The following is a 12,479-nucleotide window of genomic DNA, read 5'->3' as shown; positions in this document are numbered from 1 at the left end:
CAATGATGTTTAATCGCCAAGTGTCAGCGGAGTGTGGGGCTAACCCAAACTACCGCTCGATATTCGGTGACGCTACAGCTAAAGCTCTGCGGCACGCTTTAGTAGCGTGCTGATGTGGTTCAGTACTTTAAACGCAGTTAACCGAGCTGGGGATCAGCTCGCTAAGACAGGTGTTGGCTCACCGCAGGCTTGGCGGCCTGATACAGCCTCGTTGATTGGCTTAAATGGACCATTAACTCACAACTTACACTGCTTACCGACTTACTTTACATTTTCAGCGAGGAAGCATTAAGCGCTATTTCCCCCCTTAACCAAACCTTAAGCGTTTCATTCTCTACAACGAAGCCATCAATTAAGAACAAAATGTAGTAATTCATTCTATATATTCATCATTGTATGGAATAACGACCCGAGGGATACTTTAGTCACACCGAGGCAACAGCTCGGGAACAACAAACGATTACCGATGAGGAACATAAACATGAAAAACATAACCATTCTAGCCGCTGGCCTACTTGCAACTGTTTCTGTATTTGCTTCTCCACTTACCGTTAACAGTAACACCACTGTAAATGCGGGTACTTTTGAAAGTAAAACTGCTGCCTATGATGCCGGTTTTGCTCTTGCTGACTCTTTACAAGAGATGGACAACAGCCAACTTAGCGAACAACTTGCACTATGGGCCTACACTCGTACCAGCAACATTGAAGTAGCTAAACCTGAAGTAAAAGTGGTAGAAGTGGCCAACAGCCGTGACAACATTCAATACCGCGCCGAAGTTAACGTTGACTACCGTTTTAAAACCGTTGAAAGCAACTAATGTAGAAACAGAATAAACAAGGCGGGCTGACGTAGTTTAACGCTCAGCCCGCCTTGTTTAGTTTTAGCCAATAAGCCTTAGGCTTATTGGCTAATTTTTAATAGGCTAACAAACTCGCTCACAACCAAGCGCCTACTTTCATAAATTGGCTAGTAGCATCTTCAGGAAGGTCTAAGTCCTGATTATGCGCGTAATCGATGAAATAAGTCCCTGTCTCATACAAATTACTCACATGCTCTGGCATACCTGTTGTAACGGTATACAGTGCCTTACCACCACTAAAAGTACTGGTAACTTTAGAAAGTAAATTCCCCACGGTAAGACCTTTTCCCTGTGCTAAATCTGCCGTATCTTGGGCAAAGTCGATCCCCGAATCAACTAAACGTCCCGTGGCATATCCTCCTGCAAGAAAGGTAGCAATACCAATAACTAAGCTTTTACGCTGCTCGGGTTGTAGCTCATCCACTTCAGCTGCTGCTTGGCGGATCGCGTCACTGGCTTCTTCACTATATAAACGGTGTTCTTCGACTTCGTTACGCGACAAACTAGAACCCGATAACAAAATCTCACGCTCTTTAAGTAACTGTTCGGTGGTATCTTTTAAATCCAAGGCTTGAGAAATACATAACATTGAACGGTTAACCAATGCCGAAGAAAGAGTGTACATCAACATCATCTCTGAGCCAGCATCTTCGGTCCCCTGACTGACAGTGTAACGAGCAACCAAGTCGGTCACCATTTTAGATGAAAGTGAATCACAATCGGTCTCTGCAAAAACTGGGTCTTGGTACCAATTGTCTATGGCTAACATTACTGGCGCCTCTAGCTGCTCTTCTGCAGTACTGGTCTCCTTATTAGTCGCAAATTGACTCAACAAATCATCAGGGCTAGTAGCACAGCCAGCTAATAGGCTAACAGCAACAGCCAGTGCTGCTAATCCAGTTTTTTGTTTAATTACGCTCATATTAAAGTCCTTTTTAAGTTTTTTTATCTAATATTTTTGGCGCTTAACTTAGCAACAAGTTGTTTTGCTACATCTTCAGCCGCCAGTTTTAACGCATTGTTTTTGGCCACGATTGCCGTTGGCCCTAAACCGAAATACTGAACCGGGCCCACTTTCGCTACCGCAGCACCGCGTTTATGAATCGCTAAAATTTGCGCGGTCACCGACACCGGTACCTTGATATTGCCAGTCACTTCATCTTGTAACTGCTCATCAATATCGAGGGTACCAATGGCAAGGTAATCGATGGGATCATCCAAGGACTTCAAGCCCTTAAGGGCTTCTCGGCGGGTTTGTGCGGTAACGTCATTTCCCTGTTCGTAATCACGAATAAAGTTTTCAACATCGAGCAAATAGCTGGTTTCTTCTTCGAGCAGATCCGCGTCTATCACTAAGTAATTGGCGTCGGTAAACACATCGCCAATCGCCACGTTAATTTCATTGGCGGTGGAAACACGCCAAATACGTTGGTCGTTATAACGGGTTTCTTTCGAGTTTGTAGTGGTACTGTTGGTATTGGTTTCGCTGAGCTCGCGGTGAGAGTCAGAACCAGATTTTTCAATACGCTTGGTATTAGTATCGCTAATAGCGTTGGTCTTCTCATGCTGAGAGTTGACTGACTCAAGTTCCCGCGCCACAAACACAAAGGTGAGGTAGGCTTGCTCTGCCGCGGAGCTTTGCTCGCCTTTATTGACCAAATAACTGAGTACTTTAGTTTCGTTAATGGTGGCGCGCACAACTACTTTAAAACGTTTGGTGCCGCTGTCTTTTTCGCTATCGAGTACCACGTACTTAATGATGAAATCCCGAATATGGCTATTCATGTCATCTTTTACTTGTAGATAATTAGCGTAGTGAGAGTCGTGGTTTTCACTGATCCAGCCCTCTAATGCCGCTTCTAAAGCAGCAGTTTCGGCAGCTAATTTTTCGTCTTTATCCAACCATCCGCTATAACTCGCTTGTCCCACACCTTTATATTCAGCGACACCGGCAAAACAAGCATTGGTGGAAAACACCAATGCGAAAAAAATGAAGATTAGCCGTTTCATAAAGCGATTCCTTTCCGTTTAATTAAATAGTTTCTTATGCTGCTTTAGCTGTTGATAAAGAGACTTGCTGTCACTATGTTGCTTCACCCAGCTACGCTGGGGTTGCGGCAATTGATGAATAAAATCGTCAAGCAATACTTCCATGGCATCTTGGTAGGCCGCCCATTCGTCTACTTGTTTGTGATTGGGAGAAATCAATTTAGCCACAGCGTAATGAATGTGGCCCTCTGCCAAGGTTTTTTCCGAGAAAGGCTCATCTAGGCTAACTTGCATACGGCAAGCAAACAGCATGTCGTCTTTGTAAGGGGCTTTTTTAAGATTGCTCAGTTGTAACTTAAATACATAGTCAGGTTTGGGCAGCGTCAGGTTGAAGACATCGCCATTAGCAAAACGCCCCGCCATTTTGTTACCAAAACCGGCACCACGAACATAGGGCAACACCGCCACTCGGCCTTGATTGGCTAGCTGCGCAGTAAAATATTGACCTATGTATTGAGTCACCCCTTGCTCGGAATAGTTGCTTGGCAGCAGTGGCACTAAAGGCTCAGCCAGTGACACTTCAGCGACTTGAAAACGACGCGTCACCTTGGTTGAAGCCAACAACTCGGGAAGTTTTTGACTGGCCAAGGCCAACAAGCCTGGCTGGTCTTTACGGCCAAGATAAAGATCTTCAAACAGCTGCTGCTGAGCGTCTTGCACACTGGCCTTACTGCTTTGCACGTGGTTTTTAGCCGCTGCCACCGGAACGCTGGACAGCAATACCCCGCGCTTATAATCAAATAGCAACAATTGAGCGCTGACTTTGGCAATTAACTTGCGTTTATCACCAATTAACTCGGTGCTGAGGTATTCCTTTTCGATACCTAAAGAAATCACCACGCTGTTACCTTTGCGGTAATCGGCTAAATCAAAACGCACATTCAACGCCGCGGTTTTATGTTGCTGCATCTGTTGCCGCAAGGCCTGATCGAGACGGCCCACAGCAGAGTCAGTTTGGGCGTTAATGCGCAGGGCTTGAGGGTAGTTTTCTTGCAATAATTGATGCTGGCCTAAGTAGGATACTCCGGCAAAATACACATCTTGCTGCGCCATACTGCAAAGCGAGAACAGGCTCAGCAGCAATAGTCCGATACTCTTTAATACTGTTTTTTTTACTGCCATGAATACGTTACGTCCTAGTACTACTGGGGCTTATAAGTTGATTGGGGTGTCAATATTCAGCCATTGGGAAAGCGACAAGCGCTGCCAGTTTAGCTTCAAGCTGGTTAAGGCTTTTTGCCGGGCGTTTTGCTCTGAGCGATAATCACGCCCTTTCGCAAAATAGTTGGCCTGCCCCAGCACCTGGCCTTGATCAAGGCTCACCACATTCAAGTGCAACTCGCATAAATAGGCCTCGCGCGAGTCCTGAACACAATCAAACTGCTGTTCCAAGCTAATACCAGATTGTGCTTGCTTGGCCACCTCGATACTGCGTAATTGCTGCGCTGACAAGGTTTCTTTAACCAGTGCCAACACCTCATCGGCGGCTTGGGCATACAGTTGCACCACCGCCAAGCGCTCACTATTAGCAAGGTCGTTTTGATAAGCCATGTAACGCTTTATTTCGCTGACAGGCGGTGGGCTGTCTAATACGCTCAGTTGCTGAATGGTGCTCCATTGCTGCTGCATTGCTGCCACAACACTGGGGTAATAGATCGTTTCCTTTAAGCTCCATTGCTCAGCGGAATAAGGCTTTAACAAAGGTCGTAATTGGGCATCTTTGGTCTGCCAACGCAGCTTTTGCTGCTGGGCAAACGGCGCACGCTCAAGCGCTGCGCGGGCCCAGAAGAGATCGCCCTCTTGTTCAATCTGGTCAAATTGATAGTGGCTCAAATCGACCGGCTTGATCAGGGTATGAGTTTCTAGCTTAAGAGCTTGGCTATTTATCCCATCTTGCTGACGCACCAGTTGGCTTAATTGCTCTTCCACTTGATGATTAAACTTACCGGCAATATCCAACAGAGCATTGCGCTTGGCTTGCTCCACAGTGCTGCCACTGGCCACACCAAAAATCAGCTGCGGGTTATCGGCTTCGACCGAACTCACCCAAGCAGGCAGAGCCATAACTGAGCAGGAAACAGCGCTTAACAACAGGCTCAAGCAAGCAATCTTCTTCATAACTTATCGACTCATTCCAATACTTTAAATTTGACTCACTTGTTGTTCGTAATAAGTCATCGCTTGGGTGACTTTCTTCAAGTACTTTCGAGTCTCGCTATAGGGCAGTCTTTTCAGCAAGGTGTGGTATACCTGCTCGGAACTCATACCATTGATTTTTACCGCCGCCTCTTTAATTCTCATACTGGAACCATTGAAGGTTTTAGCTACGTTACCGGCGCCGGTGTTATACGCCGCAATGGTGCAATACAGGCGACTCTTAGGGTCAGTAATGCTCGACAGGTAACGGTAATAAAGAATATGTAAATAGGTGCTACCAAAGGTCACGTTTAAATCGGGAGTAAACAGTTGATCCTTACTCGGTGCCTTTTTGCTCTTATTCAGATGTTGGTTCACATCGATGCCGGCACTATTCGGTACGATCTGCATCAGACCAAAAGCCGGGATCGGCGAGACCGCCATGGGGTTAAAGCTAGATTCGGTTTCCATGATGGCATAGATAAGCTGCTCAGGAAGCTCGGTACTTAGCGCCGCACTTGATACCAAACGGCGATATGAAGAAGAACGTTGCCAACGCTTACTCTCTATATTTAAGCGATGTGAACGCACCTGTTTTGCTGCAGGGTCAGTTTTAAGTTTAGCCAGCACTTTCTGATATTGTTGCTGTTCTTGTTCGCGGTCTTGAATGTTTTTCCGAGTCAGTTCCAGCTCTTCATCTAACTTGGCTTTCTCTGCGGCATCACGACTCTGTTGGCGCGCGGCTTCGGTAGATTTTAAGTACTCTCTTAGCTGCTGTTTTTCTTGGTGCAAACTGTCTAGGGTTTCACCAATGGCTTTCTCCGCTTCGCGAGGTTGCTGGCTGGCAATCACCTGCTTGGCTAATTCGGGCACCTGCTTAACTGGCACCGCCAAAGCGTCGGCCAAACTCGTTTCCGTTTTAGCCTGCTGTATAGCCTGTTGCTTCGCTTGACCAATCGGCTCTAGCAGTTTCTTCTCAACCCAACTGGCAACTTGCGCGGCGCTTTTTTTGGAACCCGCGGCTTGTTCCACCAACACTTGCTGACTGTCAAAGTCCACTACCAGCTTTTCTTGAAGATCTTCAGAGTAAATCACCGCTTTATGTTTGGTGGATACCTCGGCGTAACCCCACTTGCTAGCGACATTGTTTTTAAAATCCAGTAGCTCTTGACGATATTGGGCAGCATAGCTTTGATACTCTTCGTCGGCTTGCTGCTTAAAGCTATCAAACTCTTGTTGGAAGTCTGCGGCAAAGTCAGCAAAATCATCCGCTTGAGCATGACCACAGAGCAAGCTAAGCCCTAGCACGCTGGGTAGTATTAATTGTTTTATTGCCGACATCCTTAATCCTTAATAGAAGCGCTGATATTCGTATTTAGTCAGCAGAGACTCGTTAATAATCTCGCCATCAACTGCAGCTAAGGCATAAAAGTTAGGTTTCACCAAGTGGCGTAACTCTTCACTCAAGCTGGCTACCTCATCGTCAGTTCCCAAGATGATGCTTTGCTGTAAGTCGTAGAGCCTTTCGGCGTAACTCACTGAGTTATCGTAGTTAATTTGCCCAATGGCGCGGTTAAGAAACATTCCGCTATAACCCAAATTGCTGGTTTCCATGAAGTAGGACAAATTCACCGTATCCGCAGCAATGCTATCGGGTGAACTAGAGCTAATAGCAAACAATGTGGCGCTATTAAGTTGATTGGCGGTAAAGGGGATCTCGGGGCTGAAATCATCCACCGTAGCCATTACGCTAAACCCTTCTAAGCGCTGGCCTTTATAAATAGCCGTCAGCAAATACTTGTCGTTGAAAATATATTCAAAAGAATGTTCGGGCGAGAGCGTTGAGCTTTTGATGACTTTGGGCTTACCCACCAACATCTCTAGGTAGTCTTTGGTAATGCCCACATCGATTTGACTTAAGGTCTTATATTCAACGTTGTGCGTAAAGTTAGAGATAATAGCTTCATAGATGCTTACCGCTAAGTCTTTACTGTCATTCCACTGGCCAAAACCCAGCATTAAGGCAATGATGGTGAGTAGAAAGTTGCGAAAGCGGGCACGAAAATCACTTTCCGAATTCACTTCGGTATTAAGGCTTTGTTCCATCCTTAGAAAACTCCATGATATCAACCTCAGTAGCGAGTCCTAGCTACTGAGGTCTAACAATGTTTAGTTAGCGTTGAATTCCGCAAGAGCTTGCTCGAGGCTTTGCTCAGCTTTATGAGCTTTAAACTCTTGATACATGAAGTCTTTCTCTGTTTGATTTAAATCTGCACTACCGGCACTTAGGGCTTGATTAAAAACCAGCTGACTTTGTTGTTCATCCATTACTACGTGAGCACAGTAATGATCTTTGCCATTGATGGTAGCAATGCCAAATTGATCCGCTTTACTACCGGCTAGGCTTTCACTGGTAATACTCTTTGACACTGCTTCAAAGGAAACCCCGGTTTTATTTTGCTGGTCAACATCTTGGCGCTGCAGATAATTCTTTTCTAAGGCCTCAACCTTGGTCTGCAACTGCTGAGCTAAAGCCACTCTTGCATTACTTACCGCTACCTTCTGATCCACCGACAAGTTACCAGAGTAAACCACACAACTTGCCGCCCCCAGTCCTTGTTCAGGGCTAGGGTTAAGTACCCAAGCGGGAATCGATTGAAAGTTGTCATTCACTTTGACGGGAGTGGTTTCGGTAGAGGCGCAAGCACTAACAAGGCTAACAAGCCCAAGGGCCAGTAAAAGACGAACAGCCATATTCATCGTAACATCCTGTAATAAGTAGTTATTATTTTTTGAGTATTTAGTCTAAGCGCAAGTCTATAATCGCCCATCTGTTATTTCAATAATTTAAAATGACAAATGACAATTAACAGACTTTTTATTGACCCCAATCTGCCCAAATCGGTTTAGCGTATATAAATTAACCACTTAACGAATGACAATAACCACAAGCTAGGAGCCTAGCTGATACACGGCAAGCTCAGCAGAGCCAACCACTCTGGCAATCGGGCTGTGGGGTAGCGGTAACATGAAAGTGGCCGACAGCCATGATGATATTCAATAGCCCGCCGCGCTTAATCTAGATTAGCGCTGCAAAGCCATTAAAAATAACGAATACAGAAATGAAAAAAGACTGCTCAGAGCCATCTATTTACCTAGCCGCTGGGTGGCTAAGCCGCCATGTTGCGCAAGCCAACGCAAAGGCGCGAATTTAAAACTTAAGTCCGCGCCTTTGTTTGCCGCTGACAGGCGGTTCAATAAGCTAAAGCTAGTTGGCCTGCTTGGGCACTATTCTTACACCATCACTATCAAATAAATGGCAAGCCGCAGATTCACAACTTAAGCTAATGTCGGTATATAGCTCAGGGCTTTGGTCACCATTTAAGTGAACTTTAAAGCCATCTACTTGGGCGCAGCGACCAAACATGTAAGTGGCATTCCCCAAACGCTCTGTCACTTCATTGTTAAAGTTAAGTTTTACATCCCCTTGCAGTTCTAAACTCAAGTGCTCTGGACGAATACCGAAAGTCAGCTTTTGCCCTTGTTGTAAGTCATAACGCTGGCCATCCATGCGCAAGCTATCACAGCCATTTAATAACAGCTCAACGTAGCTGTCGCTGACCTGCTGTACTTCGGCGGGTAAGAAATTCATCTTAGGTGAACCAATAAAACCCGCTACAAACAAGTTGTTTGGCGTATGGTAGAGTTCCATTGGCGTGCCCACCTGCTCGATATGCCCTTTATTTAATACCACTATCTTATCCGCCAAAGTCATGGCTTCGACCTGATCGTGGGTCACGTAAATCATGGTATTTTTTAGCTCTTGATGCAGCTTGCCAATTTGAAAGCGCATATCTACCCGCAGCTCGGCATCTAGATTGGATAGCGGCTCGTCAAACAAAAATACTTTAGGGTCACGCACAATGGCCCGGCCAATTGCCACGCGCTGGCGCTGGCCTCCCGACAATTCCTTGGGAGTGCGAGCTAACAAGTCCTCTAACTGCAAGGTTTTAGCCGCACGCATCACTTGTTTTTGCACTTCGGCTTTGGGATGGCCATTCATCCGCAAACCAAATCCCATGTTGTCGGCCACATTCATATGGGGATATAAGGCATAGGATTGAAACACCATGGCAATGCCACGTTCTGCTGGGTCGCGCTGATTCACTAAGTTGCCATCAATGTAAATTTCACCATCACTGATGTCTTCTAGGCCTGCAATCATACGTAAGAGGGTTGATTTACCGCAGCCCGATGGCCCGACAAATACCACAAAATCACCTTCATCAATGTCTAAGTTAACACTGTGAATGGTTTGTACATCACGATAACGCTTAGTGACATTTTTAAGAGAGATATCAGCCATGGTTCACCTCTAGCTGTTCGGTTGTTTCTGACGTAATCTGAAAAATAAGCTGTTGTTCAGCAAATGTTTGACTGTGGATCTTCAAGAAGGCCTCACCTTCGTCGTAAGCGCGCACCCATAAGGCTGCAACCCCGCCGTCGATGCTCAAGACCTTAGGCCCCAGCACCTGTAAATTAGCACTCGTTTCAAAACTCAGTACATCTTTGAAATAAGGCAATAACAGACCATTTTGGTCGAGGGCTTGAATAGTTACGCGGCTCACGTCTCCTTGTTTAGCCAACAAGGTTTGCGTTTGCGCCTCCACCAATAATCGGCTTGGCAAAGTAGACGCAGCTAGCCATAACTCTTCCACCATTTGCTCACCGATGTAACCGCGGATCCGTAAGTCATTCCAAGCATAACCCCAGTCGCCTAACGGGAAGTCACCTAGGTTCCATTCGTCAATCACCACCGGTGGATTGGGCAAGTTAGGGAACATGGCTCGGTCAGCGAAGAAGCTTTTACACTCACCTGTGGGCATGAAAATCTCAACCCGCTCGCAGTTGGTCAGTATCACTAAAGGCAAAGGTTTAGCCTCGGGCCGCTCGCCTCTAGTCCAATAAGTAACGGGCTTTAACACGACTTGTTTACTGGCAGGCTGTTGGCTGGCATACACCGAGGCAGCAAACTTAGGCATGCGGAAGGCGTCGTTGATTCCGTGATAACACACCTTATCGCCACTGCCAAAGTCGCGGTGGGTATTGTAGTCAAACAAACACCAAGTAATTGCGCCGCTAATATTGGGATTGGCATGGCTAGCATCCAACACCTTTAAGTGGCGCATAACATGTTCAATTTGCCAGCTTTCACAGTCGGTGCGCTTGGTGGGGAACATATGCCCGGCGTATTCGGTCACCAAATAAGGTACCGGCTTAGCTAAACCAGTGACATTTTGCGGACTGCGCAAGTTTTTACTGCCATCACCCAGCACAAAGTCGTTCATGGTGTAGACGTCTTCAAGGAACTCACTATCTTGAATGCAGCGCACTCCACCAGTTTGCCGCGTTGGATCTAGCTGTCGTGCCAAACGATTAGTTTTAGCATAAAACTCATGGTTATCGGGTGACTCGTTAATTCTTACGCCCCACAGAATAATGCTGGGGTGATTCCAGTCGCGTTGGATCATTGCGCGAACATTGTCTAAGGACTTCTGTTGCCAAGCTTCATCGCCAATGTGCTGCCAGCCAGCGATTTCTTCAAATACCAACAAGCCCAGCTCATCACAGCGATCTAAGAAATCTGGAGATTGGGGATAGTGAGAGGTTCTTACCAAGTTAAAACCTTGCTCATTCTTAATAAGCTCGGCATCCAGCTGTTGAGCACGTTTGCCCATGGCATAACCCACATAGGGATAACTTTGGTGACGGTTCACCCCGATAATTTCAAGACGTTGATTATTTAAGAAAAAACCCTCGGTACGAAACTCTGCCTCTCGCAAACCAAAACGGCTTTGGCAACTGTCGAGACAGTCTTGGGCACTTAAACTCACCTTGATCTGATAAAGATAGGGATTATCACAATCCCACAGCAAGGCGCCTTCGGTTAAGTTAAACTGACAATTTACGCTGTCGGCCCATTGATCTAAGCGCAAGTGTTGGGAGGCCAGTAGCTCCGCAGCGGGGTCGTACAAGTCAAATACCAGCTCAATTGGTCCGCTTATCGGTGCAAATTGCTGCAAGTAAGCGTCAACATTGATCAATGGCTGCGCCAAGACATTCTGGCTTTGCACTTTTAGATTTTTGATCCGTGCCGCGTCGTGGTGATGCAGCGTCACATCGCGATAAATTCCCGGAAAACAAAGGTAATCAATGGCGCCACCAAAGGGCGGTATGGCGGGGTTTTCTACCCCACTCAACAATACGCTAATCAGGTTAGCCCCTAACTTAAGTTGCGGCGTGAGCAGCGCATCGAAGGGGGTATAACCATCACTATGCTCAGCCACCAGCTGACCATTCACATACACCTTGGCATTGCTTAATGCGCCAGCAAAATGCAACAGCATAAACTGGCTCAAGTCGGCTTCGCTACACTCCAGCGTGTAGTAGTAGCTAAAGTCGCGGTGCAAGCGGGTTTCATCAAAATAATTAAGTGGAATATCTACCGCATTATGTGGCAAATCAACCTGTTGAGCCTGACTTAAATCACTCGATGAAGGGCTAATTGCATGCCCTTCAAGGAACAGCCAGTGGTTATTAAGTAAAGTTTTACAAGGCATTATTTAATTGCTCCGGTCATGCTGGCAATAAATTGTTTTTGCATAGCAAAGAAAAGAAGAAGGCTAGGTAAGGTCGAGACCACGGTACCCACCATAATTAGGCCAAAATCCGGTGCATAGGCAGAGGCAAAGCTCGATAGCACCAAGTTAATAGTTTTTAAATCACTGGACTGCAGCACAATCAGGGGCCAAAGAAAGGCGTTCCACGAGGCCATAAATACAATAATAAAGGCCGCCGAATAGCTTGAACGCATAATGGGCACGTACACGTAGAGAAAGATTTTCCACTCTTTCACGCCGTCAACCCGCGCCGCATCAATCAGTTCTTTGGGAAAGGTTTTGGTGCACTGGCGGAAGTAAAAAATAATAAAGGCGCCAGATACGGTTGGTAGAATCACCGCCAAGTGCGTGTCCAATAAGCCCGCCTTACCAAACATGGTAAATAACGGGATCATTAAGGCCGCAAAAGGGATCATCATAGTGGTTAGCAGCGCCGCATAAACTCGGTCGCGATTCTTACTCTGGTAAATCTCGAAGGCATACCCGGCAATCGAGCACACCGCCAAGGTAGCAAAGGTACTTAACAGCGCGATTTTACTGGTATTCCAGAATATTAAGGGTAAATCCACTTGTGAAGTCAGGTTATTAAAGTTCACCAATAGCTGATCACCAAAGGTGAATTTGCCCATGTTGATATCACTGGTTTTATTGGTGCTGGATACCACCATCCAATAAAACGGGAACAAAGAAATCAGGCTCATCAGCAGTAAAAACACATGCATGCTGATATTTTGAATGCGTGAACGGCTCAT

Annotated in this window: 11 protein-coding genes; 1 reads left to right on the top strand and 10 read right to left on the bottom strand. The window is 46.2% G+C overall.

Annotated features, from left to right (window positions below):
* Nucleotides 1-481: 481 nt before the first annotated feature.
* The gene (locus tag ACQY6Q_RS15820) at nt 482-820 is read left to right on the top strand and encodes a DUF3316 domain-containing protein (RefSeq protein ID WP_427982872.1); all 339 of its coding nucleotides are present in this window, start codon (nt 482-484) and stop codon (nt 818-820) included.
* 118 nt (nt 821-938) lie between these two features.
* Here ACQY6Q_RS15820 and ACQY6Q_RS15815 read toward each other — a convergent pair whose 3' ends face one another.
* The 10 genes from ACQY6Q_RS15815 to ACQY6Q_RS15770 form a co-directional block, all read right to left on the bottom strand.
* On the bottom strand, nt 939-1,784 hold the full coding sequence (locus ACQY6Q_RS15815) for a hypothetical protein (protein ID WP_427982870.1): 846 nt from the start codon (nt 1,782-1,784) through the stop codon (nt 939-941).
* A 23-nt stretch (nt 1,785-1,807) separates the two neighbouring features.
* The gene (locus ACQY6Q_RS15810) at nt 1,808-2,872 is read right to left on the bottom strand and encodes a hypothetical protein (protein WP_427982869.1); all 1,065 of its coding nucleotides are present in this window, start codon (nt 2,870-2,872) and stop codon (nt 1,808-1,810) included.
* Nucleotides 2,873-2,890: 18 nt separating this feature from the next.
* Nucleotides 2,891-4,033, bottom strand: coding sequence for a hypothetical protein (locus ACQY6Q_RS15805; RefSeq protein ID WP_427982867.1), 1,143 nt, complete (start codon nt 4,031-4,033; stop codon nt 2,891-2,893).
* 30 nt (nt 4,034-4,063) lie between these two features.
* Nucleotides 4,064-5,029, bottom strand: a complete 966-nt coding sequence (locus tag ACQY6Q_RS15800) for a hypothetical protein (RefSeq protein ID WP_427982866.1) — start codon at nt 5,027-5,029, stop codon at nt 4,064-4,066.
* A gap of 24 nt (nt 5,030-5,053) precedes the next feature.
* Nucleotides 5,054-6,388 carry a transglycosylase SLT domain-containing protein gene (locus ACQY6Q_RS15795; RefSeq protein WP_427982864.1) on the bottom strand — a complete coding sequence of 445 codons (1,335 nt, stop codon included), beginning with the start codon at nt 6,386-6,388 and terminating at the stop codon, nt 5,054-5,056.
* 9 nt (nt 6,389-6,397) lie between these two features.
* Nucleotides 6,398-7,153, bottom strand: a complete 756-nt coding sequence (locus ACQY6Q_RS15790; protein ID WP_427982861.1) for an ETEC_3214 domain-containing protein — start codon at nt 7,151-7,153, stop codon at nt 6,398-6,400.
* Between the two features lie 63 nt (nt 7,154-7,216).
* Nucleotides 7,217-7,807, bottom strand: coding sequence for a hypothetical protein (locus tag ACQY6Q_RS15785; RefSeq protein ID WP_427982859.1), 591 nt, complete (start codon nt 7,805-7,807; stop codon nt 7,217-7,219).
* 508 nt (nt 7,808-8,315) lie between these two features.
* On the bottom strand, nt 8,316-9,413 hold the full coding sequence (locus ACQY6Q_RS15780; protein WP_427982857.1) for an ABC transporter ATP-binding protein: 1,098 nt from the start codon (nt 9,411-9,413) through the stop codon (nt 8,316-8,318).
* A complete protein-coding gene (locus ACQY6Q_RS15775) occupies nt 9,406-11,667 on the bottom strand; it encodes a glycoside hydrolase family 2 TIM barrel-domain containing protein (protein WP_427982856.1) in 2,262 nt (753 codons plus the stop codon). Before ACQY6Q_RS15775 ends, ACQY6Q_RS15780 begins: the two co-directional genes overlap by 8 nt.
* Entirely contained in the window at nt 11,667-12,479 is an 813-nt protein-coding gene (locus ACQY6Q_RS15770) for a carbohydrate ABC transporter permease (protein WP_427982854.1), read from the bottom strand. Before ACQY6Q_RS15770 ends, ACQY6Q_RS15775 begins: the two co-directional genes overlap by 1 nt.

It is taken from the genome of Agarivorans sp. (assembly GCF_050295395.1).
GTDB lineage: Bacteria > Pseudomonadota > Gammaproteobacteria > Enterobacterales > Celerinatantimonadaceae > Agarivorans.
The sequence above is the reverse complement of the archived record's forward strand: the minus strand, read 5'-3'. Positions and strand labels throughout refer to the sequence as shown.